The organism is Cohaesibacter marisflavi (assembly GCF_963665895.2).
Lineage (GTDB): Bacteria > Pseudomonadota > Alphaproteobacteria > Rhizobiales > Cohaesibacteraceae > Cohaesibacter > Cohaesibacter marisflavi.
Genome location: NZ_OY762534.1, coordinates 4,693,979 through 4,720,663, shown reverse-complemented (window position 1 = coordinate 4,720,663; position 26,685 = coordinate 4,693,979). Strand labels below are relative to the sequence as shown.

Annotated in this window: 21 protein-coding genes, 1 tRNA gene and 2 pseudogenes; 15 read left to right on the top strand and 9 right to left on the bottom strand. The window is 53.9% G+C overall.

Annotation, left to right across the window (positions count from 1 at the left end; all coding sequences use genetic code 11):
• Positions 1-64 precede the first annotated feature (64 nt).
• On the top strand, positions 65-1,651 hold the full coding sequence (locus ACKPCT_RS21965) for a peptide chain release factor 3 (protein WP_319567979.1): 1,587 nt from the start codon (positions 65-67) through the stop codon (positions 1,649-1,651).
• Positions 1,652-1,751: 100 nt separating this feature from the next.
• Here the strand turns inward: ACKPCT_RS21965 and ACKPCT_RS21960 are convergent, their stop codons facing one another.
• The 4 genes from ACKPCT_RS21960 to trpB all read right to left on the bottom strand — a co-directional run bounded on the left by ACKPCT_RS21960 (position 1,752) and on the right by trpB (position 7,601).
• Positions 1,752-3,086, bottom strand: coding sequence for a peptidoglycan-binding domain-containing protein (locus ACKPCT_RS21960; protein WP_319567978.1), 1,335 nt, complete (start codon positions 3,084-3,086; stop codon positions 1,752-1,754).
• A 37-nt stretch (positions 3,087-3,123) separates the two neighbouring features.
• The gene (locus ACKPCT_RS21955; RefSeq protein WP_319567977.1) at positions 3,124-4,137 is read right to left on the bottom strand and encodes a hypothetical protein; all 1,014 of its coding nucleotides are present in this window, start codon (positions 4,135-4,137) and stop codon (positions 3,124-3,126) included.
• A gap of 146 nt (positions 4,138-4,283) precedes the next feature.
• A complete protein-coding gene (gene ilvD, locus ACKPCT_RS21950; protein WP_090073351.1) occupies positions 4,284-6,140 on the bottom strand; it encodes a dihydroxy-acid dehydratase in 1,857 nt (618 codons plus the stop codon).
• Positions 6,141-6,389: 249 nt separating this feature from the next.
• Positions 6,390-7,601, bottom strand: a complete 1,212-nt coding sequence (trpB, locus tag ACKPCT_RS21945) for a tryptophan synthase subunit beta (protein WP_090073349.1) — start codon at positions 7,599-7,601, stop codon at positions 6,390-6,392.
• A gap of 267 nt (positions 7,602-7,868) precedes the next feature.
• On the opposite strand from trpB, the gene speA reads away from it, so the two are divergent.
• The 4 genes from speA (at position 7,869) to speB (ending at position 13,320) form a co-directional block, all read left to right on the top strand.
• Positions 7,869-9,767 (top strand): biosynthetic arginine decarboxylase, encoded by a 1,899-nt coding sequence (speA, locus tag ACKPCT_RS21940; protein WP_090073347.1) that lies wholly within the window; start codon positions 7,869-7,871, stop codon positions 9,765-9,767.
• A 152-nt stretch (positions 9,768-9,919) separates the two neighbouring features.
• A complete protein-coding gene (locus ACKPCT_RS21935; protein ID WP_319567976.1) occupies positions 9,920-11,125 on the top strand; it encodes a saccharopine dehydrogenase family protein in 1,206 nt (401 codons plus the stop codon).
• Between the two features lie 98 nt (positions 11,126-11,223).
• On the top strand, positions 11,224-12,417 hold the full coding sequence (nspC, locus tag ACKPCT_RS21930) for a carboxynorspermidine decarboxylase (protein ID WP_319567975.1): 1,194 nt from the start codon (positions 11,224-11,226) through the stop codon (positions 12,415-12,417).
• Positions 12,418-12,441: 24 nt separating this feature from the next.
• The gene (gene speB / locus ACKPCT_RS21925) at positions 12,442-13,320 is read left to right on the top strand and encodes an agmatinase (RefSeq protein ID WP_090073344.1); all 879 of its coding nucleotides are present in this window, start codon (positions 12,442-12,444) and stop codon (positions 13,318-13,320) included.
• A 96-nt stretch (positions 13,321-13,416) separates the two neighbouring features.
• On the opposite strand, the gene ACKPCT_RS21920 is transcribed toward speB, so the two are convergent.
• Positions 13,417-14,073 carry a hypothetical protein gene (locus tag ACKPCT_RS21920; RefSeq protein ID WP_319567974.1) on the bottom strand — a complete coding sequence of 219 codons (657 nt, stop codon included), beginning with the start codon at positions 14,071-14,073 and terminating at the stop codon, positions 13,417-13,419.
• Between the two features lie 218 nt (positions 14,074-14,291).
• On the opposite strand from ACKPCT_RS21920, the gene ACKPCT_RS21915 reads away from it, so the two are divergent.
• Positions 14,292-14,708 carry a GNAT family N-acetyltransferase gene (locus tag ACKPCT_RS21915; protein ID WP_319567973.1) on the top strand — a complete coding sequence of 139 codons (417 nt, stop codon included), beginning with the start codon at positions 14,292-14,294 and terminating at the stop codon, positions 14,706-14,708.
• 16 nt (positions 14,709-14,724) lie between these two features.
• On the opposite strand, the gene ybaK is transcribed toward ACKPCT_RS21915, so the two are convergent.
• From ybaK to ACKPCT_RS21895, 4 genes are all read right to left on the bottom strand, one after another.
• On the bottom strand, positions 14,725-15,198 hold the full coding sequence (ybaK, locus tag ACKPCT_RS21910; RefSeq protein WP_319567972.1) for a Cys-tRNA(Pro) deacylase: 474 nt from the start codon (positions 15,196-15,198) through the stop codon (positions 14,725-14,727).
• Between the two features lie 144 nt (positions 15,199-15,342).
• Positions 15,343-15,774, bottom strand: a complete 432-nt coding sequence (locus ACKPCT_RS21905; RefSeq protein WP_319567971.1) for a deoxycytidylate deaminase — start codon at positions 15,772-15,774, stop codon at positions 15,343-15,345.
• 177 nt (positions 15,775-15,951) lie between these two features.
• Positions 15,952-16,027, bottom strand: a tRNA-Glu gene (locus ACKPCT_RS21900).
• Between the two features lie 294 nt (positions 16,028-16,321).
• On the bottom strand, positions 16,322-16,621 hold the full coding sequence (locus tag ACKPCT_RS21895) for a hypothetical protein (protein WP_090073334.1): 300 nt from the start codon (positions 16,619-16,621) through the stop codon (positions 16,322-16,324).
• A gap of 575 nt (positions 16,622-17,196) precedes the next feature.
• On the opposite strand from ACKPCT_RS21895, the gene ACKPCT_RS21890 reads away from it, so the two are divergent.
• From ACKPCT_RS21890 to ACKPCT_RS21850, 9 genes and pseudogenes are all read left to right on the top strand, one after another.
• Positions 17,197-18,528 carry a cytochrome P450 gene (locus tag ACKPCT_RS21890; RefSeq protein ID WP_319567970.1) on the top strand — a complete coding sequence of 444 codons (1,332 nt, stop codon included), beginning with the start codon at positions 17,197-17,199 and terminating at the stop codon, positions 18,526-18,528.
• 13 nt (positions 18,529-18,541) lie between these two features.
• Complete coding sequence (locus ACKPCT_RS21885; protein ID WP_319567969.1) at positions 18,542-19,540, top strand: lysophospholipid acyltransferase family protein; 999 nt, start codon at positions 18,542-18,544, stop codon at positions 19,538-19,540.
• A gap of 463 nt (positions 19,541-20,003) precedes the next feature.
• Positions 20,004-21,074, top strand: coding sequence for a dipeptidase (locus tag ACKPCT_RS21880; protein ID WP_090073329.1), 1,071 nt, complete (start codon positions 20,004-20,006; stop codon positions 21,072-21,074).
• Positions 21,075-21,183: 109 nt separating this feature from the next.
• A complete protein-coding gene (locus ACKPCT_RS21875; protein WP_090073327.1) occupies positions 21,184-22,782 on the top strand; it encodes an ABC transporter substrate-binding protein in 1,599 nt (532 codons plus the stop codon).
• A gap of 21 nt (positions 22,783-22,803) precedes the next feature.
• Positions 22,804-23,856: an ABC transporter permease gene (locus tag ACKPCT_RS21870; protein ID WP_090073325.1), complete on the top strand. Its 1,053-nt coding sequence runs from the start codon at positions 22,804-22,806 to the stop codon at positions 23,854-23,856.
• A 10-nt stretch (positions 23,857-23,866) separates the two neighbouring features.
• Positions 23,867-24,796, top strand: a complete 930-nt coding sequence (gene nikC / locus ACKPCT_RS21865; protein ID WP_090073323.1) for a nickel transporter permease — start codon at positions 23,867-23,869, stop codon at positions 24,794-24,796.
• 80 nt (positions 24,797-24,876) lie between these two features.
• Positions 24,877-25,650 (top strand): annotated as a pseudogene (locus ACKPCT_RS21860) (ABC transporter ATP-binding protein); the annotation flags it as partial.
• Positions 25,647-26,402 carry an ABC transporter ATP-binding protein gene (locus ACKPCT_RS21855; RefSeq protein ID WP_090073319.1) on the top strand — a complete coding sequence of 252 codons (756 nt, stop codon included), beginning with the start codon at positions 25,647-25,649 and terminating at the stop codon, positions 26,400-26,402. The pseudogene ACKPCT_RS21860 and the gene ACKPCT_RS21855, both read left to right, overlap by 4 nt.
• A 41-nt stretch (positions 26,403-26,443) precedes the next feature.
• Positions 26,444-26,683, top strand: a pseudogene (locus ACKPCT_RS21850) (helix-turn-helix transcriptional regulator); the annotation flags it as partial.
• Positions 26,684-26,685: the final 2 nt, after the last annotated feature.

The following is a 26,685-nucleotide window of genomic DNA, read 5'->3' as shown; positions in this document are numbered from 1 at the left end:
ATGCATACGCGCTGAGCACCGAATAAAAAGCAGCCAGAGCACTGGCCAGAAAGACAAGATATCAATGCCATCATCTCATGAAACCCGCCGCACCTTCGCGATCATCTCGCACCCTGATGCCGGTAAGACCACTCTCACTGAAAAGCTTCTCTATTTTGGCGGCGCCATCCGCATGGCCGGTCAGGTCAAGGCGCGTGGCGAGAAACGTCGCGCCAAATCGGACTGGATGAAGATCGAGCAGGAGCGCGGCATCTCGGTCACTTCATCGGTGATGACCTTCGAGCATAAGGATCTGATCTTCAACCTGCTCGACACCCCGGGCCATGAAGACTTTTCCGAAGATACCTACCGCACGCTGACCGCCGTCGACAGCGCCATCATGGTCATCGATGCCTCCAAGGGTATCGAGGCCCAGACGCTGAAACTATTCGAGGTTTGTCGCCTGCGCGACATTCCCATCATTACGCTGGTCAACAAATGCGACCGTGAGGCCAAAGACCCGTTCGAGCTGATGGATGAAATTCAGGAGACGCTCGCCTTGGATGTCTCCCCCATGGTTCTGCCCATCGGCTCCGGCTCCACCTTCCATGGTTGCTATAACGTGACCAATGGCGACTATTACACCGCCAAGACCAAAGGGGATGCCTTCGACACGATCGTTGAAACCTCCGGCATCGATGATGCCAAGCTCGATGATCTGGTCGACAGCCAGTTGCTGGAAGAAAGCCGTGAGATGATCGAATTGGCGTCTGTTGGCTATTCCGATTTCGATCTGGAAAGCTATCGCGAGGGCCATCTCTCGCCGGTCATCTTCGGTTCGGCGCTGAAAGATTTTGGACCAACCGCCCTGCTTGATCTCATCGCGGATATCGCGCCCATGCCACGCCCGTCCCCGACAACCGAACGCACGGTCTCACCAGAAGAGAAAAAGGTTTCCGGCTTCGTCTTCAAAGTGCAGGCCAATATGGATTCCCACCATCGCGACCGCGTGGCCTTCATGCGTATCTGCTCGGGCGACTTCAAACGCGGCATGAAGCTACGTCAGGTCCGCACCGGCAAGGACATCATGGTGCACAGCCCCATCATGTTCTTCGCACAGGATCGCGAGATCGCGCAGGAAGCCGGCCCCGGCGACGTGATCGGCATTCCCAACCATGGCACCATTCGCGTTGGCGATACCTTCACGGAAGGCGAGCAAATGCAGTTCACCGGCCTACCCGCTTTTGCGCCGGAAGTGTTGCGCCGTGTGCGCCTGCCCGATGGCACCAAGGTTAAACAGCTGCGTCGTGCCCTTGAAGACTTGGCTGAAGAGGGCCTCACACAGGTCTTCAAACCAAACATCGGTTCCAACTGGATCATTGGTCTGGTGGGTATCCTGCAGCTCGACGTGCTCAAGTCCCGCGCTAAAGCGGAATATGGCGTCGAAATCGACTTCGAGCCCATCACCTACAATATGGCGGTTTGGGTCAAATGCGATGACGAGGCCAAGATGAAGACCTTCCTTTCGGCCAACGTCAACAATATCGTGCATGACCGCGAAGGCAGCCCGGTCTTTCTGGCAAAGAGCCAGTGGGAAATCGACTTCACCAAGGAACGACACCCGGACATCACCTTCATGAAAACGCGAGAACTGGTGCAGACCGAAGCCTGAGCGGGACAATCCGCGCATAGCAACAAAGCAAAGAAAAACCCGGAGCCAAACCAGCTCCGGGTTTTCTTTTAGCTATTGCGACAGCTCAAGGCCTGATCAATCAGAACTTCAAAGCACTATTGACCTTGTCGATATTCTTTTGTCCAAATCTGGCAACTTCATTGTCCAAGTAACTGCCATCAAACAGAATGACTCTCACCCGATACTGCTCGCCGTCGTGATTAACATTGAGCTTGTAGAAGCTGTGGCAAACCTCGAGAGATTTCTCGAGCCATTCATTTACCGACTTCTCTTGTTGACGAAGCTGGTCCAAAGCATTCACGAAGCCATCAATATTGTTCAGATCACTCATATAGGCTGCGCACTCAGCACTGTTGCTTAGAATATGATGGGGAGCAGCAGCTATTTCTGGATAGGCTTCAGCGATTTTTGCATCAATGACAGACTGGTCAACATCAACCTTCAATAGGGTCGTTCTGTCCATTAGGTAAACAGGAACATCAGCCTGCTCCAATCCGCGTGCGATACGTATGGTTTCAGTCACGCCTGTTTTCTGAGCAGAGCAGGTAATGAATTCTTCCTGCCCAGCGCAATTCTGATATCCATTTTCTTCCAGTTTACTCAAACCGCTCTTGAAGGATTCGCCCAATTCAATTCCAAGAATAGATGGTTGTCCTGAAGCAAAACTCAGATCGGTATTGGCAGTACTGACGGCAGCCCCATCATCAAGCGCAGCCTCGTTCATGTTTGAGACAGCAGGCATGCCAGTCACAGCAGCCGCAGTTCCAGTTCCCGCCGCTGCGCCGGCCATCGGCTTTCCAAAGGAAGCCGCCGGCGTACCAAAACTTGGCATCGCATTGTCAAACTGCCCCCCAGAGGGCGTGCCAATCTGCATCTGATTGACATTGCCGCCACCGATGTCAGGGAAAGCGGGACCATTGAGTGTACCGCCATTGTTCATACCGTTATTGATAGATGGGAAAGCGGGACCGGCGGCCCCAGGGATGGCAGGAGCCTGCATGCCCATGCCACCATTCATCCCCATAGCCTGCCCCTCGGACAGTTGATAAAGCAAGGCGGTCTGCTCATTGGATAGTTTACCCGTAGGCGGCAAACCATTGTCTCGCTGAAAAGCGGAAATCGCGGCCTTTGACCTACGCCCCAAGACCCCATCAGGCGTGCCGGCATCATAGCCTAGCTCGTTCAATCGGCGTTGCAAATCCCGGTTATTTTCCCGTTGCGTAGGGTCGATCCTAGACCGTGAGGACGTGCCCTTATGGCTGCGATTACTCTTTGCCCTTGCCTTATTGGCACCTCCGGCAATAAGACCAACAGCACCACCAACAAGCGCACCAGCAAAAAAGTCACCACTCCCCGCATAGACAGGTGCGGTCATTTGTGTACTTCCGAGTGTGTAGGCAATGGCAAGCACCATAAGTTTCTTCATAAAACGCTCCTATCAAAACTCTTGGTTAGCGCTGCTGCTGGAAAGTCAGAAGCCACTGGGCTGTTTCAACATCCCCTTTGGCAGCAAACTCGGAAACCATCGTTTCCAGATGAGGATGGCTCCGCGCCAACGCTGAAACCAACTGTACGCAAGCATTAGGAAATGCCCTGAAGTAAATTCGACTATGAGGATCTGGCTGCGCTCTCAAGTTCTCTGCGCGAAATGATTGACGCATATCCATCAAGTAACGAAGATAGTCAAAGCTTGGAGCAAACTTTTGCGCAGAATGTGAGATGAACGAACACATGAGTTCGTCCCGCCGACTAAGCTGTAGCTCACTCATGCCAAACCGGTTATAAACACCCTGATGCTGTTCATCTACGTTACCCAGAGAAATGGTGAGCATATCCATGAAATGGAATGAGGTCACGGCTCCTGTATCAAGAGGCAGCACGACCCGATTCAAACCTGGATCCTGCATCAGGCTAGGGTCATAGAGTTCATCACCAAAGACCATTCCCATAGCAGTAAGCTGGTTGATATTGGCAAGGCTGTAATAATTCGTCCCCAATCGGTTTATAATTAGGAACGGCGCCGGAATCGCGTCCGCGAACACAGCATTGAGATTGAGACCACGCTCCGCATAGAATTGAAATTTGTCGACCGATTGTCCTCGAGCGAGCAGATTCACCATGTAGCAGGGCTTCTCGTATTTATTGCTTCCGGAAGACTTGCAAAGAAACTGCCGATTGAGATCAATCGTCTTAAGTGCGTTCAGATAGTGATAGACCTGCGGCAGAACCTCAACATCACTTTCATCATGTGCGACTGCAATGCGAAAATAGATTTGCGATGTATCCAGGTCCTCTTGCTTCAGATATCCCTGCCGCAAATAGAAGTTTGCCTGCGTAAAATTCTTCGTTTTCACGAAATTCACAAATGCTGCCAAATGTTGAGAAGACGCATTCGCCGTAAAAGACAGGCAGAACAATCCTACAAAAACAAGCAAGCCAAAACTAAAACGTTGAGGTCGATGCATTCGAACACTCCGGACCAATAAATAAAAGGAAAGAACTAAAACCCATTTATACCAAGAAATATGAAGAAAGCACCAAAAAAAATCCGGAAGCATTGCTTCCGGATTTCGGGATTGATTAGATCAACAAATATAGAAGTTATTGATGACTAATCATCAAAGCGTCTTAATCCTGTCAGGTCCCGCACGGCGCCTTTGTCAGCAGATGTTGCCATCAGGGCATAGGCCTGAAGGGAGCGGGAAACAATGCGTTCACGCTTTTCAGCCGGTTGCCAGGCATCAGCCCCCTTGGCATCCATGGCCGCACGGCGCTCAGCCAGAACGGCATCGGAAACAGCGACATTCATCGAACGGTTCGGGATATCGATCTCGATGGCATCCCCTTCTTCGATGAGGCCAATGGCGCCACCGGCGGCAGCTTCCGGAGACGCATGACCGATGGAAAGCCCCGAGGTACCGCCCGAGAAACGACCATCGGTGATCAACGCACATTCCTTGCCCAGCCCCATGGATTTGAGGTAGGAGGTCGGATAGAGCATTTCCTGCATGCCCGGACCACCGCGTGGCCCTTCATAGCGAATGATGACCACGTCACCAGACTGGATCTTGCCACCGATGATGCCTTTCACAGCAGCTTCCTGACTTTCGAAGATGCGAGCCGGACCGGAGAATTTGAGGATACTTTCATCCACGCCGGCGGTTTTCACGATGCAGCCATCCAGCGCGATATTGCCAAACAGCACCGCAAGACCACCATCCTGACTATAGGCGTGCTCCTTGGCGCGGATGCAGCCTTCTGCGCGGTCCTTATCCAGTTCCTTGTAACGACTTGCCTGAGAGAAAGCCTCGGTGGTGCGCACCCCACCCGGAGCGGCTTTGTAGAGATTTTCCACCTCTGCGCTCGGCGCGCCCATGATATCATAGGTATCGATCGCTTCCCCGAGGGTCTTGCAATGCACGGTGCCGCAATCACGATGGATAAGACCGGCACGATCCAGCTCGGCCAGAATACCGAAGATGCCACCGGCGCGGTTGCAATCCTCAACATGATATTTCTGGGTCATCGGTGCCAGTTTGCAAACGTTTGGAACGATGCGCGACAAGCGGTCAATATCACCCATGGTGAAGTCCACTTCGCCTTCCTGCGCAATTGCCAGCAGATGCAGCACCGTGTTGGTGGAGCCGCCCATGGCGATATCAAGCGTCATGGCATTCTCGAACGCTTTGAAGTTGGCGATGTTACGCGGCAGAACGCTTTCGTCTTCTTCTTTGTAATAGCGTTTGCACAGTTCCACCGCCTTGCGGCCTGCTGCAAGGAACAGCTCTTTGCGATCAGCATGGGTTGCCACGATGGTCCCGTTGCCCGGCAAGGCAAAGCCCAGAGATTCAGCCAGACAGTTCATGGAGTTGGCCGTAAACATGCCCGAGCAAGAGCCACAAGTCGGGCAGGCGAATTCTTCCACTTTCTGCACCTGCTCATCGGAGACCTGAGGGTCAGCGCCCATGATCATGGCATCGATGAGGTCGAGCTTGTGATCGACGCCTTCCGCCTTGCCAGCTTCCATAGGGCCACCAGAGACAAAGACAGCAGGAATATTGAGGCGCATGGCCGCCATCATCATGCCCGGGGTGATCTTGTCGCAGTTGGAAATACAAACCATGGCGTCAACGCAATGGGCATTGACCATATATTCGACGCTGTCTGCGATGATCTCGCGAGAGGGCAGCGAATAGAGCATGCCGTCATGGCCCATAGCGATGCCATCATCCACAGCAATGGTGTTCATTTCCTTGGCGATGCCACCGGCAGCCTCGATCTCGCGTGCCACCATCTGCCCCAGATCCTTCAGATGAACATGCCCCGGCACGAACTGGGTGAAGGAGTTGACCACCGCGATGATCGGCTTGCCAAAATCTCCATTTTCAACGCCGGTCGCACGCCAAAGCGCGCGGGCACCAGCCATATTGCGGCCATGGGTCGAAGTCTTGGAACGATAGTCAGGCATTATAAAGTCCTTCAGAGGAAAGGGTGACACTCGTCAGTCAAGCGAGAGTTGTCAGAATGTGCAGATCCTTGCGTCGCGCAATATCGGACGCAATCAGTTGCCCCCTGTTTAAACCAAACCAGAAAGGGCTGACAATAGCATTTCTTTCAAAAACTGTATCATTTGCGCACAATTCGAAAAGAAAATGAGACGAATTTCGACAATCTATAGAGATCGCCGGAATTCAATTTCTGGATCAAAGGATTGATCCTAAAGCGAGAAGTCTTCGCCAAAGCCGAAATTCTCGGTCACATAGTCAATGTCCTTGTCGCCACGACCGGACAGGTTGACCAGAATGCTTTCTCCCGGATGCGCCGGAGCCATCTTCATGGCATAAGCCACCGCATGAGAGCTCTCCAGCGCCGGAATGATGCCTTCATATTTGCTGAGCGCATAGAAGGCCTTCAAGGTCTCTTCATCGCTGGCAGAGCCGTAATTCACCTTGCCAATAGTGTGCAGATAGGAATGCTCCGGTCCGACACCGGGATAGTCAAGGCCAGAAGCAATGGAGTGCACCGGCGCCGGTTCGCCCTTGTCATCGGTCAGCACCAAACATTTGAAACCGTGGATCTCGCCCGGATGCCCATAGGTGATCGTCGCGGCATGCTGGCCGAGTTCGGAGCCCTTGCCATGCGGCTCAACACCATAGAGCTTTACATCTTCATTGTCGAGAAAGCCGGAAAACAGCCCCATGGCATTGGAGCCACCACCGACGCACGCCACCACATGATCCGGGTCCAGCCCCGTCATGGCCTGGAACTGGTCTCTGGCCTCGAAGCCGACCACAGACTGGAAGTCGCGCACCATCTTCGGGAAAGGATGAGGCCCGACAACAGATCCGATGGCATAGATGGCCTCGTCAGCTTGCTCAAGATAGGCCATAAAAGCACTGTCGACCGCTTCCTTGAGGGTCTTGCCACCAAAGGACACCGGCACAACCTCAGCCCCGAGTAATTTCATGCGGATCACGTTGGGGTGTTCCTTGGCGATATCCACTTCGCCCATATGAATCTCGCATTCCATGCCGAAATAGGCCGCGGCCGTAGCAAGCGCCACACCATGCTGTCCAGCACCGGTTTCGGCGATCAGCTTCTTCTTGCCCATGAATTTGGCCAGAAGCGCTTCACCCATGCAGTGATTGAGCTTGTGCGCTCCGGAATGGTTCAGATCTTCCCTCTTGAGATAGATCTGCGCTCCCCCCATCTTTTCCGACAGATTCTTGGCATGCTGGACAGGCGTCGGGCGGCCTTGAAAATGCTCGCGAATATAGCGAAGCTCCGCTATGAAGGAGCTGTCCACGGCAATGCGTTCATAGGCTTCGCCGATTTCCTTGAAATGGGGCACCAGCTGTGGCGGCAGAAAAGCGCCACCGAAATCACCAAAATAGCCTTCCTTATTTGGAAATTGCTTCAAATATCCCATAATTCTTCTCCGACTGTTTTATGGTATTTGCTTTTTTGTACACCCACACTAGCCAAACAATTGCGCCCTGAACAGCACCAACCCGCAAGGGATTGCCAACAAATAGGCCCCCTGTACACGGGCAGCGAATATGATATGTGTTATACGCGAATTATCGCTTGCACTGGTCATGGCTTTCAGCCATATGCAGGCCAACGCAAGCACATGTTGACGCAATAGAAACAGAAGCCCGGTAACGGGCTGTTTTTTCATCAAGAGGACGGGCGATTGAGCACTACGGAACAGGAGGCTCCCTGCGCAATCTATGGCATTGAGCGCTGGGGCAATGATCGGTTCGAAGTTCTGGACAATGGCAACATTGGCCTCATCACAGATCACGCAGAAGGGCCCGTCACAACGGACCTGACTTCTATCTTGCATTCACTGGAAGAGCGCGGCATCGCCTCCCCCATTTTGTTGCGCGTGGCCAACAGCCTGAAAAACCAGATTGATCGCATCAATATGAGTTTCGCCAACGCGATGAAAGAGCTTGACTATAAAGCCAGCTATCGCGGCGTGTTCCCCATCAAGGTCAACCAGCAGGCCCATGTGATCGAAAAGATCGTCGAATATGGTGCGCCGCATAATTTTGGACTTGAAGTCGGTTCAAAACCGGAATTGATCATTGCTCTGGGCCAGCGCCTTTCCAAAGATGCGCTGCTCATCTGCAATGGCATCAAGGATAGTGAGTTCATCAATCTGGCCCTGCTCTCCAGCAAACTCGGCTTCAACACGATCATCGTGCTGGAAAGCAAGGCTGAGCTGGATCTGGTGCTTGAAGAATCCAAGAAGCTCAACATCCGCCCGCAACTTGGCATCCGCATCAAGCTGAACAACCGCATCACCGGCAACTGGGCTTCCTCCTCGGGGGATCGGTCAGCCTTTGGCCTGTCGTCACCGGACGTGCTGTATGTGATCGACCGTCTGCGCGATGAAGGCTATCTGGATTGCCTGCAACTGCAGCATTTTCATCTGGGCAGCCAGGTCCCGGATATCATTGACGTACGCCGTTCGGCGGCTGAGGCCTGTCGCTTCTTTGTTGAACTGCGCAAGGAAGGGGCTCCGCTCAACTATATCGATCTGGGCGGCGGTCTGGGTATTGACTATACAGGCGAGCACAAATCCACCGAGAACTCCATCAACTATTCCACCGACGAATACTGCTATTCCATCGTCGAGGCCGTGAAAAACACGATGGACGATGCGGAGCAGAAACACCCCACCATCGTGACCGAAAGCGGGCGCGCAACAGTGGCCTACAGCTCCATGCTGCTGTTCAACATCATCAATGTGACCCATTATGAAGAAGACAATATTGTCGAGGTCTCCGAGGATGATGATCGTTCCATTCGCGATATGCGCGATGTCGAGACTTACCTGACGCCGAGCCGCTTGCAGGAATGCCTTAACGACGTCACCTTCTACCGCGATGAAGTGCGCCGCAACTTCGGACGCGGCGAAGTGGGCTTGCGCGATCTCGCCAAGGCCGAGAAACTCTATCTCAACCTGATCGCCAAGATGCGCAAGGCAACAGAGGCCGATGAATGGGTCTCCGATGACGTGCTAAGCGCCCTTGAATCGGCGGCTGACATCTATCACGCCAACTTCTCGCTGTTCCAGTCTCTGCCCGATGTCTGGGCCATTGACCAGTTGCATCCGATCATCCCGATCCAGCGTCTGAATGAAACGCCAACCCGACGCGCGATCCTGTCCGACATCACCTGCGACAGTGATGGCAAGGTGGATCAGTTCGTGCTCGCCGATGGCATTTCCTCGTCTCTTCCAGTGCATGCTCTGGAAGAAGATGAGCATTATTGCATGGCCGTCTTCTTTGTCGGCGCGTATCAGGAAACGCTGGGCGATTTGCATAATCTGTTTGGCGACACCAACGTGGCAACCATCGAGATCAAGCCGAACGGCGACTTCAACCTCATCCACGAAGTGGAAGGGGATACCATTGCCGAAGTGCTCAGCTACGTGGAATATAACACGACAGCATTGTCCAACAACTTTAAGCAGATGGTTGAAGAAGCGGTCTCCAATAAAAAGCTGACCGTGAAGGAACGCAAGGCCATGATGAATGCTTTCAAGGAAAGCATGAACGGCTATACTTATTTCGAGCATTAAGCAACCGCCATCAAGAGCGATCCCTTATAACATAAACATCACGCTCCCAATCGACAAAGGTGCCATGGTTTCGGCATCTTTGCCGGTGCAGTATGGGAGACAGGCAGGTCTGTCAGGCTGGCAGATATCCCTCTGAAAAGAAGGACATTGATATGAACAAAGTTCTGGTCATCGGCGCAGGTGGCGTCGGCTCCGTCGTCATTCATAAAATGGTGCAGCTTTCCGATATCTTCGCAGACATCACGCTGGCCTCGCGCCGCATTTTCAAATGCGACGAGATTGCCGCTTCCGTGAAAGAGCGCACCGGCGTAACCATCAAGACCGCAGAAGTGGATGCCGATGATGTGGAAGCCCTTTCGGCTCTCATCGACAAGCTTGGTGTGTCTCTGGTGGTCAACGTGGCCCTGCCATATCAGGACCTCAACATCATGGATGCCTGCCTGAAGTCCGGCGTCAACTATCTCGACACAGCCAACTATGAGCCGCGGGATGTGGCCAAGTTCGAATATAGCTGGCAGTGGGCCTATCAGCAGCGCTTCGAAGAAGCAGGCCTGATGGCGCTACTCGGCTCTGGCTTCGACCCGGGCGTTACCAACATCTACACCGCTTATGCCAAGAAGCATCTGCTCGACCGTATCGACACACTCGACATTCTCGATTGCAACGGCGGCGACCATGGCCAGCATTTTGCCACCAACTTCAACCCGGAAATCAACATCCGCGAAGTGACCGCACCCGTGCATCACTGGGAGAAAGGCGAATGGGTCACCACCCCGGCCATGTCCAACAAGCAGCCGTTTGACTTCCCCGCCGTGGGTGAGAAAAACATGTATCAGATGTATCACGAAGAGCTGGAAAGCCTTGTGAAGCATCTGCCGGAAATCAAGCGCGCCCGCTTCTGGATGACCTTCGGTGATGCTTATATCAAGCATCTGGAAGTACTGCAGAATGTCGGCATGACCCGCATCGATCCTGTCATGTATGAGGGTAAGGAAATCATCCCGCTGCAGTTCCTCAAGGCCGTGCTGCCAAACCCGGGTGATCTGGGCAAGACAACCAAGGGCAAGACCTGTATCGGCAACATCATGACCGGCGAGAAAGATGGCAAGGAAAAGACCGTCTATGTCTACAATATCTGCGATCATGAAGAATGCTTTGCAGAGGTTGGCTCTCAGGCCGTGTCCTACACCACTGGTGTGCCCGCCATGATCGGCGCAGCCCTGATGCTCACCGGTCAATGGTCTGGCAAGGGCGTGTTCAACATGGAACAGCTCGACCCGGATCCTTTCATGGACATGCTCAACAAGCATGGCCTGCCATGGGAAGCGCATGAGCTGGACAAACCGCTGGATTTCTAATCCGGTTTGAATGAAGGAGCCCGGCCCCGCCGGGCTCCCTTGCCTCTATTCCCTTTGGCCAAGTGAAGTGGCCACCAGTTCTTTTTGGAGAAACCGACATGACCGATGCGCCAGTAATGGAAACGCAGGCAGGCGATGCCGGAGCCTTTGCGACCTTCGATCTCGCGCGTGTGCCTTCGCCCTGCTTTGTTATCGACAAGGCTGCCATTCGGCGCAACCTGCGCATTCTCTCTCAAGTCGGAGAAGCGGCCGACGTCAAGGTTCTGCTGGCGCTCAAGGCCTTTTCCTGCTGGGCGCTGGGCGACCTCATCGGCAACTATCTTGACGGCACCTGCGCTTCCGGCCTCTGGGAAGCCAAGCTGGCCAAGGAGCAATTTTCCGGCGAACTGGCCACCTATTCCGCAGGCTTCAAGGCCGAGGAAATACCTGAAATTCTGGAGCTGTCCGATCACCTGATCTTTAACAGCCCGGCACAATTCCACCGCTTCACGCCGCAGATCAACGCCGCGCGCAAATGGGGCTATGCGCCCGACTTCGGCCTCCGGATCAATCCCGAACACTCAGAAGGGCATATCGCCAAATATGACCCCTGCGCCATTGGTTCACGCCTTGGCACCCCCATCAGCCAATTGAGCGACGAAGATCTCGCCCCCTTCTCCGGCATCCATATGCATACCCTGTGCGAACAGGATTTCACGCCCCTCAAACGCACCTTCGAAGCCGTAGAAGAACGCCTTGCGCCATGGCTGCATAAGCTTAAATGGCTCAATTTCGGTGGTGGCCACCATATCACCCGCGACGATTATCAGCGCGATGAACTGGTCTCCTTCCTCAAGACCATCAAGGCCAAATATGATGTCGAAATCTACCTTGAGCCCGGCGAAGCCGTAGCGCTGGATGCTGGCATTCTGGTGGGCGAAGTGCTGGATGTGACGCGCAATGGCGACGTCAACATCGCCATCATGGATATCTCGGCCACATGCCACATGCCCGACGTGATCGAAGCCCCCTATCGCCCTGCTCTTCTGGGCGAGCAGAAGGGCGGCACATCCTATCGTCTGGGGGGACCGTCCTGTCTTGCGGGCGACGTCATCGGCGACTATGCCTTTTCCTCGGATATGGAGCTCGGCCAACGAATCGCCTTTCTCGATCAGGCTCATTACTCGATGGTCAAGACAAACACCTTCAACGGCGTGCGCCTGCCATCCATCGCCATCTGGGATTCAGAAACAGACCAGCTCGACGTCATCCGCGAGTTCACCTATGCTGAATTCCGCGACCGCCTGTCGTAAGTCGGACAACACGGGACAACCATCATGCTTGATTTGACCTATCCTGCTTTTCTGGCTTCGGAACTCTCCGACGCTGAAAGCGACCCGCAAACAGCCCTGTTTGAAGTCATTCCTTGCCCGCTGGAAAAGACGGTTTCCTATGGCGCAGGCACTGCTGCCGGACCGCTGGCGCTGCTGGAGGCAAGTCAGGAACTGGAGCGTTTTGACGGCAAGGGCTTCCCAATCAAAAAGGGCATCATCACCTCTGACGTGATCAATTGCGATCAACCGATCGAGCAGGTCATGAAGGATCTACGCGCCCGCACGGCAGCCAGCGTGGAAGCCGGACGCATTCCCGTCACTCTTGGCGGAGAGCATAGCCTCTCCTATGGTGCCATCATGGGCGTCGTGGACGCGCTGGATGAGCCGGTTGGCATCATACAGATCGACGCGCATGCAGACTTGCGCAACGCCTATCAGGGCCACAAGCATTCCCACGCCTCGGTCATGCATCTGTGCGCCGTGGAACGCCGCCTGCCTCTCATGCAGTTCGGCATCCGCGCTCTTTGCAGCGAGGAGCAGGATTCACGCATGAATGAGGCGCATATTCAGTTTGTTGATGCGGAAAAGCTTGTCACGGAAGGGATTTCTGCAGTTGACCTGCCTGAGGACTTCCCCGAACAGGTCTATATCACCTTTGACGTCGACGGGCTGGACCCATCCATCATGCCAGCAACAGGAACGCCTGTGCCGGGGGGCCTCAGCTACTATCAAAGCCTCCAGCTCATTGCCCATGCCCTCAAGGGCCGCAAATGCGTTGGTCTGGATGTGGTGGAACTGGCGCCCATCGAAGGGCAATGGGCCTGGGACTTCACCGCAGCCAACCTCACCTACCGTCTGATGGGACTGGTCGGCGGCCACTAGGCAACAACCCGATAATGAGGCCACTAGGCAGCCGCAAGCCTGCTGCCTGTGATAGGCTGGCGTAAAACAAGTGAGCGCCAACCGGTTTCGACAGCTTCACCAGTCGGTAATCTGGTCGATCATCTTTTCGCTCTTTTTCACAAGCCGCGAGAAATAGCCCCCCTCTTCAGGGCTGCGCCTCGCAGTGCCCGTCCCTTCAGGAGCATCCAGAGGAGTAAGCGGCGCACGTTCCACGGCACCCTCTTTGGCAGCTTCCTGCTTGCCCATCGTTGCACCATCGGAACTGGTGGACGCGCCGGCCAGAGGCAGAGCTTTTGGCGAAGCAGCATCCTTTGTTGACGCCTCCGGAGCGGGATCATCTGACAAGGAAACAACACCAGCCCCACTATCCAGATTCTCCGGCAAGCTTTTTGGCACCTTGTGCGCTCCGAGTACATATCCAGCATCGGCCAGCTGCGCCTGCATGCCATCAAGGCGCTTGGTCAGACGGTCAATTTTTGCAGCCAGACTGGCATTTTCCTTGCGCTGCTCGTCCAGTTGGGTTGCCAAACGGGTTAATTCGCTGAGCAAAGCCTTGGTGCTGACCTCATTGTGCCAGTCTTCATCCATCGGAGCCTGTTCGACTTGCGGAACGGCTTTGTCATTGGAAGATTGCGCCAGTGAAAGCTGACCGGACGACATCAGAAACAGCGACGCGAATAACACACGGCACGAAAACAGGCGCTTCATTCCCAAATCACTTTGACTAACCATTCTCTATGCCCCCTTGCGACACATTCTGTTCGAGCCGTCCAAAGCGGCCAACATGCCTTCAACAACACCGGATCTGTGGCAACATTATGGGCATAGTGATCAGTTTCACCCGCACGGGCTTTCCCAAACCGCATGCTTGTCATAAAAATCAGACAAAGACATCCGGAGACAATTCTGCAAATCGGCAGATATTTGAAGCACATGAAAAGGGTCGACTTATGGATCAGCCTAACTATCGCATCGAGCCCCAAACCCCGCCTCTGGAAGATTTTCTACGTTTGAGAAAGATCACCGGCCTCACAGTCTATTCAGAGGAAGCAGCCAAAGAAGGCCTCAAGGGCACGATTGCCGCCGCCACCGTTTATTATGGCGAACAGGTGGTCGGCATCGGTCGCCTTGTTGGCGACGGCGGTTGCGTTTTTGTCATTTGCGATATCGCCGTTGACCCCGCCCATCAAGGCAACGGGCTGGGCAAGGCCATCATGGCCAGCCTAATGGACTATGTGCAGAATAATTTGAATTCAAAGGCTTATGTAACGATCATCGCCGACCTGCCTGCCGACAAGCTCTATGAGCAATTCGGTTTTGAAGCAACAGCGCCGGACTCCATCGGCATGGCCTATAGAGTGCCCTGACGCCCTTGAGGGCAAGTCACCGCACCAGATCGGCAACCACGCAGCGCATAAAATCCACCAGCGCTTTGGGAGCAACCTTGATCTGCAATCCTCTTTGCCCGCCGTTAATGTGAATGAGCGTCTTGTCCATGGCGCTGATATCAAGGGCCGTCGGCACGCGCTTGCGCTGGCCAAGCGGGCTGATACCGCCAACCTTGTAGCCCGTCATCCGCTCGGCATCAGCAGGTTGCATCATGGCCGCACGCTTGCCACCAAGGGCCTTGGCAAGCTTCTTCATGTTGACTTCGCAATCAGAGGGCACCACGGCACAAACCGGCTTGCCATCAAGTTCCACCATCAATGACTTGAAGACCTCTGCCGGATCTGCCCCGATGGCTTCCGCCGCTTGCAGCCCGACCCGATCCGCCTCATGATCATACTCATAATGCAACAGGGAAAAGTCGACTTTCCCCTTCTTGAGGGCCTGAGTTGCGGGCGTACTATCGGACATGGGAGTACCTGGGGAACAATCTTGTAAAAATAAAAGACAAGCCGAATGGCTCGCCCTTTTCTATGCCCCCGGACGAAGGGAAGCAAGAGGTGAAAGCTGGGCAAACATCAGCTCAGGCAAAGTCACCTAGTAAGGCCCCGCCCCTCAGCCGATAACCTTATATTCGATACCGCAATCCTTGAAAATTTCTTCACTGCGCGTGGTATCGAACCGGCCTTGAATGCCCTCATTATGGCGCCAGACCACTTTACCCACCTGATGAGCAGCCAGAAACTTCGTGCATTCCTTGCAAGGCGGATGGGTTACATAGACGATGCAGCCCTTGGCTGGTTCTTTCATCGCAGCCAGCGCATTCATCTCCGCATGGATCACACGATCATATTTTTCCTCGCGTGTCTCATACCATTCCGGCCTATCTTCCATGGAGCGTGGGAAGCCATTATAGCCAACCGCAGCAAAGCTCTTGTCAGGCCGAACAATGACACATCCCACCTTGGTGGACGGATCTCGACTCCGTTTGGCAACAGCATCGGCGCAATCAAGCACCCATTCATCAAATCCGGGCCTGCTGGTCATTTGCCCCCTCACAAAAAACACCTACGGAAAACAACGAAACTGGCCAAAATTTGCGATGCTCATCTAAAAATTGCAAGAGAAATTAGAAACCTAAGGGGCTAAAAGGCAACAAATGCGCCCAAAAGAGTACCATGCTTGGCCAAGCATGCAGAGCAACAGCAGGTTTGATAGAAAGTTTGGCACGCCCTACGGGGTTCGAACCCGTGTTGCCGCCGTGAGAGGGCGGCGTCCTAGACCACTAGACGAAGGGCGCTTGGTATGAGCAAAGCGAGATCACAGAAAGTGACCGCCAACCTCACTTCGGTGCACACTAGACCTCTCCCCTCTTGGTTTCAAACAAAAAAAGCAAGAAGGTCCAGATAATTAAACGCAAAATAGCAAAGCGCGGCGTAAAAAAGCACTTGCACCGGCCGGGGTAAGACGCGCAGCGCAGCTCCAAACAAAAAACCGCCGCGGCAGCTGCAATCATGGATGCAGCGCCGCGACGGACATGAACTGACTTTATGAAGATCAAAAGCGCGAGAAAGCCAATTTGACTGGATTAGGCTTAGCTGTTGCTTTGAATTGCTTCGCAGGTATAGCCCACGAGGCTGGCATCAGAGTTGGCTGTCGGAATATATGCAGGCTGTGCATCGCTTCCAACGCCGCAATAAGAACCGTTGGCAACATAGCGGTCAAACTGGTTTGCACCGGTAGAAATCAGAACGCTGCCTTGTTCCTGAACAAGCTGCCTTGCCTGGCTGGCGGTCAGGTCACGGCTATCAACCTGAGCTGCAGCAAATACGGAAGACGTGGAAGCAATTGCCGCAATGGCAAGAACGGAAAGAGCAGTAGCTGGTTTTTTCATCGATTTATTCCTTTTCTTTGTTATCGATGCGACACCTTTTTTCCTGCGACACTCATGAGATAGAAATCGGAATGCCGTTGTTCAAGACACCGACAAAACTTTCATCAGTCAACAAAAAGTGACTGAAATAAACGATAAAAATCATAGAGTTATCCTTAAACACCCACGTCTGGTTACATACATAAAAAAGGATTACATCCTTTAAAAACGGCCTTTATAAAGTACGCCATTATCGTTATCTGTTGCCTATGGCTTACCAATTTAGGCTCGACGCCTACCACCCCATGAGTACGCCAACGACAGAAGCTTAATGTTTGCCCCTTCAGCCCCCCAATAAGCCCTGAAGCGCAGATGCAGCCGAGGCAACAGGGGGCCTGTCGACGACTTAATACGAAAAACTGCGAATGAAGGCTGGTGACATTGCCGATATTCGGCAATAGTGTCCCTTTAAAGATTCACATAGCAGACATTTTTTCTAGCAGGGCGCCATAGTGTCAAACGAACCAAGCATTGCAAATTATTCTGGCGAAGATTTCCGCCCTCCCTTTCCCACCCGAGATCCGGGAAGAGTCAAAGTGCTTCGCCTGTTAAAGCAGGCGAGAAAGAATTATCTGGCGATTTGGTCCCTGAAAGATTTTGACACGCGGCTCATCGATTTCAAAATCCTGAACCGTCAATTGATGGTCTGCAACGCACCGGACGTGGTGAAAGAAGCCTTCCAGACCAACCATGAAGCCTTGCAGCGCAAAACGCCGCAAATGCGCAACGCCCTCAGTCCTCTCATCGGCGATGGCTTGTTCATCAGTGATGGCGATATCTGGGCGGCTCGGCGCAAAATGGTCGCACCCATCATTCACGGCTCCAGAGTGCCCGGTTTTGCGCCCATCATGATCGAGACCATCGAAGAGAAGAAAAAGGAATGGCTGGATCTTCCCGAGGGAGGTGAGATTGACGCCTTGGCGGAGATGGCCCACCTGACGGCAGAAATCATCTGCCGCACGATTTTCGGTCAAGATTTGGGGCGCCAGTTCGCCACAGAAGTGGTGGAAGCCTTTTCCGATTATCAACGCCAGATCGACCAGATCGACCTTGTGTCTCTTTTGGGGCTGCCCGAATGGCTGCCACGCTTCGTCAAACCGTCTATCAGAAAGTCTGTTAAACGCATCCACACCGTTCTCGACCAGATCATCGATCAGTATGCGGTCTCCAAATCCAAGAGCAATGTCTCCGTGCTTGGCGGCCTGCTGGAAGCGTGTGATGAAGATGGCGTTCCGCTGAGCCGCGAGGCAATCCGCAATGAAGCGGCGGTGATTTTCATGGCCGGACATGAAACCACGGCTAATACGCTTGCATGGGCATGGTATCTTCTGTCCCAATCCCCTCAGGTATCCAGCCGATTGACCCAAGAGATCGATCACATTCTGGGAGATAGAAGTCCGACTTTTGCCGATGTCAGAAATCTGCCCTATACAAAGGCCGTGGTGGAAGAAACCCTGCGCTTGTACCCGCCAGTGCCCATTCTGGGCCGTGAAGCAATAGAGGCCACGAGCATTGATGGCCGTCCCGTCGGCAAGGGAACCCTGCTGCTGGTGGTGCCATGGCTCTTGCAGCGCAATTCCAAGCTATGGAATGATCCGCATATCTTCCGGCCTGAGCGCCATGTGGAAGCTGATGGCGACAAGCGCTCCAAATACAGCTATGTCCCCTTCAGCATTGGCCCGCGCATTTGCCCCGGTCTCGCCTTCGGCATGACGGAATCCGTATTGAGCCTTGCTATTTTGGCCCGCGATGTGGAGCTTCGCTTGAAACAGGGCGAAGATGTACAGCCGATCTGTCGCTTGACTGTCCGTCCAGGAGATCATCTGCCGATGACGGTCCATCGCCGTCAGAGAACAGCACAAGCTTAGGCGATTTGACCCGATGCGCCTGCACGACATCCCGTTTGAAGAAACGAAATCCCCTGAACCTGAAGGCCCACCCCTTTCTTGGGCCTTTTCAGCCGACAGCAAGAAGCGGTCTGACTGGCGCCTTTTCTGGCTGCTCGAACCGACCATGGGCGCGCTAAACTATTTCACTCACCATGCCCTGCGCCCCTTGCCGCTTTCAGCCTGTTCCCGCTTCGGTGCCCTGATTGCGCCTTTGGCGCAGGCGCGGTTCGCGAAAGCCAAGTTCGCGCAACGCCTGTTAAAAAACATCAGATTACTACGCCCTGACCGAGCAGATTCCGAACAGGGAGCAAACGAACTGCTCTCTGGTTGGTGGACCAATACCGGTCGTGTCTTCGCAGAATTTTCCAAGACAAGCCGCCATCATCCGGATGGAAAAATCGAACTGGTCGGAGCGGAGCATTTCCATACAGTCCAAGCGCAAGGCAAACGGGTCATCTTCCTATCGGTTCATGTGGGACACTGGGAGGCTCAAGTATCCGCCTTGCACCAGACACTGGATATCGAGGTTACAGGCCCTTTCCAACCAGAACCGAGCCGCTTCACAAATCGCTTGATCCACAATCTGCGCAAACGGCGGGGGCAATATCTATTTCCACCCGGCAGGAAGTCCGGAATAAGGCTGCACCGGATTCTTGCGGCCAATGAGGCTTGCGGCTTGTTCTATGTCGATGATGTCAGGGAAAACCAGATCCACCTGCCTCTCTTCGGCCGCCCTACGCCAACCAAAGGCAATGCCGTTGCTGCCATCAAGCTGGCAAAGGCAACGGGCGCCACGCTCATCCCGGTTTTCATGATCCGGACACAGGGAGCCAACTATCAATTGACGTTTCTCCCCCCGATCGAGCAGGCCAATAGCGGCGATCGCGCGGCCGACATAGAGACAACCATCAAGAGGATCAACGGTGCGATAGAGCCCATTATACTGGAACATATCGATCAGTGGTACATGCTGGCAGAACTAAGATTATAATCTCGGGATTTCGAGAGACCCCTCTGGGTACCACACTCGCTTGCCACCCAATTGTGCACATATCCAAAGATTTCATCACCTGACCAAAAAACAGTCAAAAGAGCACAATTTGCCAAATTTTTCGCCACTCAACGCAACCACTGCTTTTCTAGTCAGAATGATTAATCGCTATTAGAAGGCCTTACCGGCGATCTTTCAATTCTATCAAATGAAAGATGATGCCAAAATAAACGGCACATTTAAGAACAGACAATCATCGTGCCTGTCGTTTTCGCATGAGTTCTTGACTTTGTATTTGCGAACATATTGAGTTCATTCATACTCATTTCCATAAGCAAGAAGAAATAGCTTTTCTAACACCCCCCAAAAAATCCAAGATATTTTTCTTTCTGATCAGGCACTTATGAAACATACCGCCTCAGAAACGAAGTAGCAACTAACACAATAAAAACGCAGATTTTTCATGACATATACTACCAGCCCAATCATTTTCGACGGTCACAACGACTTTTTGCTACGGTTTTATCGGAAAAGCTTGACAATCACTGACGCACTTAAAGGTACAGACACAGGTCAAATGGATCTTCCAAGGGCGAAAGCCGGTGGCTTTGGCGGAGGATTCTATGCCCTTTATGTTCCCAGCGACTTAGGGACCGCATCCCGCGCCAGCTACGAAGACAAGATGAATGAGCCCAGCTACGACCTACCGCTGCCCGAAGAGGTCAAGTGGAATGACGCCATCAAGGTGGTCCTGTCAGAGGTTGCCACCTTCAAAAAGCTGGAAAAGGCAGGATTCCTCAAAGGCTGTACCTCCACCCGAGACATCCTCACCGCCTTCGAAAATGACACAATCGCTGGCGTCCTTCATATGGAAGGGGCCGAAGCCATTGATGAAGAATTCGAAACTCTGGAAGTGCTGTATGCCGCCGGTCTACGATCCATCGGGCCGGTCTGGAGCCGCCCGACCAAATTCGGCCACGGCGTTCCCTTCCGTTATCCGTCAACGGGCGACACAGGACCGGGCTTGACCGATCTTGGCAAGAAACTTGTCACCGAGTGCAACCGCCTCGGCATCATGCTTGACGTATCGCACCTCAACGAGAAGGGATTTGACGATCTGGCGGCTATGACAGACGCCCCGATTGTCGCAACCCACTCCAATGCCTACGCCATCTGCCCCCATGCCCGCAACTTGACCGACCGTCAACTAGCGGTCATCGCTGAAAGCGACGGCATGGTTGGACTGAACTTCGCCGTGGCCTTCCTGCGTCCAGATGGTCAGCAGAATGTGGACACGGACATCGAGCTCATGCTGCGCCATCTCGACTATTTGATGGAGAAGCTCGGTGAAGACCGTGTCGGGCTCGGGTCCGACTTTGACGGTGCAGATATCCCCCAGAACATCAAAGATCTTTCCGGCTTGACCCGATTGCGCGAAGCCATGCGGGAGCATGGATATGGCGAGGAGTTGATGGCCAAACTATGCCACAGCAACTGGATGCGCGCACTCCAGAAAACCTGGAAAGAACAATAAAGAAATCAATCACCTAAGGAAGGTCTCAAGCAAGAGGCATAAGCCCGCGAGACCGGATAAATTGCATACCAAAACCATTAACACGGGATCAATCCAGAGGAACAGAGCTATGAAACATTTCAAGATTTCTCTTTTGGCTGCAGCAGCAGTCGTCACGGTCACGGCGATGCCGACGCTCGCCGAAACACCAAAGAGCATGCTTGTTGTCGCAGAACGCATCGACGATATCATTTCACTTGACCCGGCACAGTCTTTTGAATTCACCGGCAACGAAATCGACAGAAACCTCTATTCTTTCCTGATCAACACCAATCCATTGGATCTGGATGCAGGCTACGGTCCGGATCTCGCCTCCAGCTGGGAAGTGTCCGAAGATGGCAAGACCATCACCTTCAAAATCGCTGAAGGCCGCACATTCGCATCCGGCAACCCGATTACCGCTCAGGATGCCGCCTTTTCCCTGCAGCGCGTGATTCTGCTCAACAAGACACCAAGCTTCATTCTCAGCCAGTTTGGCTTCACCCCTGAGAATGTGAAGGAAAAGATTGTCGCAACGGATGACTATACCCTGTCCATCACCACCGACAAACCATATGCCGTTTCCTTCGTGCTCAACTGCCTGACGGCAAACGTCGCCGCCATCGTTGACAGCAAATTGACCATGGAAAATGAAGTCGATGGCGATATGGGCAATGCATGGCTGCGCAACCATAGCGCTGGTTCTGGTGCCTACACGCTGAAGAGCCTGAAGCCGAACGAAAGCGTTGTTCTGGTCGCCAACCCGAAATGGTGGGGCGAAACGCCTGCCATGAAGCAGATCTTCATCCGTCAAGTTGCAGAAAGCGCCTCCCAGCGCCTGCTGCTAGAAAAGGGCGATGTTGACGTTGCACGCAACCTCTCCACTGAAGACGTGGCCGCGGTGAGCGAAAGCGACGACATCACTATCCACTCCGAGCTGCGTGGCCGTATCATGTATTGGGCGGCAAACCAGAAGAACGAGATCCTGACCAATCCGAAGGTCCTGGAAGCGCTAAAATATCTCACTGACTATAAGGGCATGGCAGACAGCTTCCTCAAGGGTCAGTATTCGGTGCACCAGTCCTTCCTGCCGCTGACCTATCTTGGCGCACTGGAAGATACCCCCTATTCCCTCGACGTTGAAAAGGGCAAGGCTCTGCTTGCAGAAGCCGGATATCCAGATGGCTTTGAAATCAATGCCATTGTGCGCGAAGCCCAAGAGCGCATCGACATCGCCCAGTCGCTTCAGAACACCTGGGGCCAGGCAGGCGTCAAGCTGAACATCACCGTCGGTACCGGCGCCCAGACACTGGACAAATACCGTGCCCGCGAACATGACATCTATGTTGGCGCATGGGGTCCGGATTATCCCGATCCGAACACCAACGCAGGCACCTTCGCCCTCAACCCGGGCAATGCCGATGATGCAGGCAACACCGGTTATCTCGCATGGCGTAACGCCTGGGATATTCCTGAATATTCCGAACGAACCCTTGCTGCAGTCGTTGAAAACGACGTTGAAAAGCGTAAGCAGATGTATATCGATCTGCAGAAGGAGTTCCAGAAGTCCAGTCCATTCGGCATCATGTTCCAGAAGACCGAACAGGCTGCTCTCCGCTCCAACGTAGCCAACTTCTCACTCGGCGGGGCCATAACAACCACGTCTTACTGGCAGGTCACCAAAGACTAAGTTCGAGTTGGAACAATTATCATGAAAAATCTGGATGGACAGCGTAAGTGGCTGTCCATTCCGCCCATCGTGCGCAAGCCGATCTCGACCCTGTCGACGATCGTCGTTACTATGGTCGGATTGCTGTTTATCACCTTTATCATCGGGCGCGTCATGCCGGTTGATCCGGTATTGGCCATTGTCGGGGAACGCGCCTCCCAGGAACAATATGATGCGACCTACATCGCGCTTGGACTGGATAGACCGCTGCTGGTGCAGTTCTTCTACTATCTCGTCGATGTATTCCACGGCAATCTTGGCGTTTCCATTCGCACGGGCCTGCCTGTGTTCGAGGACATCAAGCGCTTCTTTCCAGCAACCATGGAACTGGCAACCATTGGGACCATTATCGGCATCATTGTCGGCATTCCATTGGGGGTCTTGGCGGCCGTCAAGCGCGGCACATGGATCGATCAGATTGCCCGTTTCATCGCACTAATCGGCTATTCCATTCCCGTATTCTGGATCGGACTTGTTGGCCTTCTCATCTTCTATGGCATTCTGGGCTGGGTCGGCGGCCCGGGCCGTCTCGACATCTTTTATGAAGACCTCGTCCCGCAGGTAACAGGGATGATCCTGATCGACAGCCTGCTGGCCGGTGATCTTGATGTATTCTCGAACGCCTTCTCCCATATCGTGCTGCCTGCGAGCATTCTGGGTTATTATTCGTTGGCCTATATCAGCCGCATGACGCGTTCCTTCATGCTTGAGCAGCTGAATTCGGAATATATTACAGCCGCTCGCGTCAAGGGCCTCTCGGAAGCCCGCGTTATCTGGAAACACGCCTTCCGCAACATCGGTGTTCAGCTGATCACCGTGGTCGCTCTTTCCTATGCCGGGCTGCTGGAAGGGTCAGTGCTGACAGAAATCATTTTCTCGTGGCCAGGCATTGGCAGCTACATCACAACCTCGTTGCTTTCTGCCGATATGGCTGCCGTTCTTGGCGGCACCGTGGTTGTCGGGCTGGTCTTTGTCTGCCTGAACGTCCTGTCCGATATTCTTTATCGTTTACTCGACCCTCGCGCCAAACAGTAGAGACCATGTGATGAGCTTAGTAAAAGAAACAGAAAAGCAAAGCTTGCGTGCCTGGTTGCTGGCCGAGGTACCAACGTCACGCAACCATGCGCGCATGGCAGCCTGGTATCAGAACTGGCTGGCCCTCAAACGCAACACTCTCGCAATGGCGGGACTGGGTATTCTTGTTGCCGTCGTCTTCATCGCGGTCTTCGCCCCCCTGCTCGCACCACACGATCCGTTCAGTCAGGATCTAGCCAATCGCCTTCAGCCGCTCGGCTTTGAGGGGCACCCACTGGGAACGGATTCGCTGGGGCGCGATATTCTTAGCCGCCTGCTCTATGGCTCCCGCATCACGCTCTATATCGTGACGCTGGTGGCCATCATCGCCCCCATCATGGGCCTCATCGTCGGAACCATCTCCGGTTATGCCGGCGGCTGGGTGGACGTTGTGCTCATGCGGATCACCGACATCTTCCTTGCCTTTCCAAAGCTCGTGCTTGCTTTGGCCTTTGTGGCCGCATTGGGCGCCGGCATTGAAAATGCGGTTCTGGCCATCTCGCTAACAGCCTGGCCGCCTTATGCCCGCATCGCCCGGGCAGAGACGCTGACAATCCGCAAATCCGATTTCATTCAGGCGGTCAAACTGCAGGGTGCCGGTCCCATCAGGATCATCACCAAACATATCTGGCCGCTTTGCATCTCCTCGCTGGTTATCCGTGTCACGCTCGATATGGCAGGCGTCATTCTCACGGCAGCCGGGCTTGGCTTCCTTGGCCTCGGCGCTCAGCCTCCTTCACCCGAATGGGGCGCCATGATCTCTGAAGGGCGCAAGTTCATTCTGGACCACTGGTGGGTCGCCACAATGCCCGGCCTTGCCATCTTCATGGTAAGTCTTGCCTTCAACCTGTTGGGTGATGGCTTGCGCGATGTTCTGGACCCCAAGGAGAATGGCCGATGAGCAATCTGGTTGATGTAGAAAATCTCTGGGTCCGGTTCCCCACCCGCACGGGCCTGTTTGATGCGGTGCGCGGCGTCAGCTTTTCCTTGGGAAAGGAACGGCTCGGCATCGTTGGAGAGAGCGGGTCTGGCAAATCCATGACCGGACGGGCTCTTCTGCGCCTCATCCGAAAACCCGGTATCGTCGAAGCAGACCGTATGCAAATCCTCGGGCATGACGTGATGTCTCTGCCTGAAAAAGAGATGCGCAAATTGCGTGGCCGAGATATTTCCATGGTCATGCAGGACCCGAAATATTCGCTCAATCCGGTCATGCGCGTTGGTGAGCAGATCGTCGAAACCCTATCGATTCACGAGAAGGTCGACAAAAAGCTTGCGCGCCAAAAGGCGCTGGAAATGCTCGAGGCCGTGGTTATCCGTGATCCGGAAAGGGTCTATGACGCCTACCCACACGAACTTTCCGGCGGCATGGGACAGAGGGTCATGATCGCCATGATGCTGATCGCCAACCCGAAAATCCTGATCGCCGACGAGCCAACCTCTGCCCTTGACGTATCCGTTCAGATTCAGGTGTTGGAAATCATGGACAAACTTGTCCGCGAGCGTGGCATGGGGCTGATCTTCATCAGCCACGATTTGCGTCTGGTGTCCAATTTCTGCGACCGAATCCTGATCATGTATGGCGGGCGCATTGTCGAGATCTGCGAATCCGGCAAACTGGATCAAGCCACCCACCCCTATACCCGAGGCCTGCTGAATTCCATGCCTCAGCTTGATCATAAGAATGAAAGACTGGAAGTGCTGAACCGTGATCCGGCATGGCGTGACCAAGAAAGTGTAAGTGGGCTGCTATGAAAAAAGCGCTGGAAATTCTCAATCTCAATGTCTGGTTCGGTGAAGAGCCCAATCGTGTCGACGCCGTCAAATCCGTCTCCTTTGCCATCAAGCAGGGAGACAGTTTCGGCTTGGTGGGAGAAAGCGGATCAGGCAAGTCAACAGTGCTGCGCGCGATCACCGGTTTGGTGCCAAACTGGAGTGGTGACATTCTCGTCGACCAGAAACAGCTCGGCGCCAAACGGGATAGAGCCTTCTACAAGACGGTGCAGATGGTCTTTCAGGACCCCTATGCCTCTCTCCACCCGCGCCACACGGTCGATCGGGTTTTAAGCGAAACCCTGCAGCTTCACGGCTTTGGCGATATCGATACCAAAATTCCGAAGCTGCTGGATGACGTCGGGCTCAGTGCCGCCTTTCGCTTCCGTTACCCCCATCAGCTCTCGGGTGGCCAGCGCCAGAGGGTGGCCATTGCCCGCGCACTGGCGCCAGAACCGGAAATTCTTTTGCTGGACGAACCTACCTCGGCGCTGGATGTCTCGGTTCAGGCGGAAATTCTCAATCTGCTGTGTGATCTGCGCGCCGAGCATAATCTCACCTATGTCATGGTCTCCCATGATCTGGCCGTGGTGGGACATATGTGCGACGAGGTCGCCGTGATGCAGCATGGCGCTGTGGTTGAAATGATGACCGTCGACAAAATGCGCCAGCAGCAAGCCGACCACCCATATTCAAAGCATTTGCTGGAAAGCAGCGCCCGCTACAGAGCTTAGCTTGTTGGGAAGCCTCGTTGCCGCAGGGGCGGCTGAACAGCACCATCTATCGCGACATTGACGCGCTCTCTGCTGCCGGCATTCCGGTCTATAGCGAACGAGGCCCCGAGGGTGGATACAAATTGCTGGAAGGATATCGCGTTCGCCTGAATGGCATGTCATCCAGAAAAGCCGAAGCGCTGGTCTTCTCCGGAATGTCTGGCCCTGCGGCCATCCTTGGGCTCGGGTCCCTGTTGGCCTCCGCGCAAAACAAGCTCATGGTGACCCTCCAGATCAGGCTGTT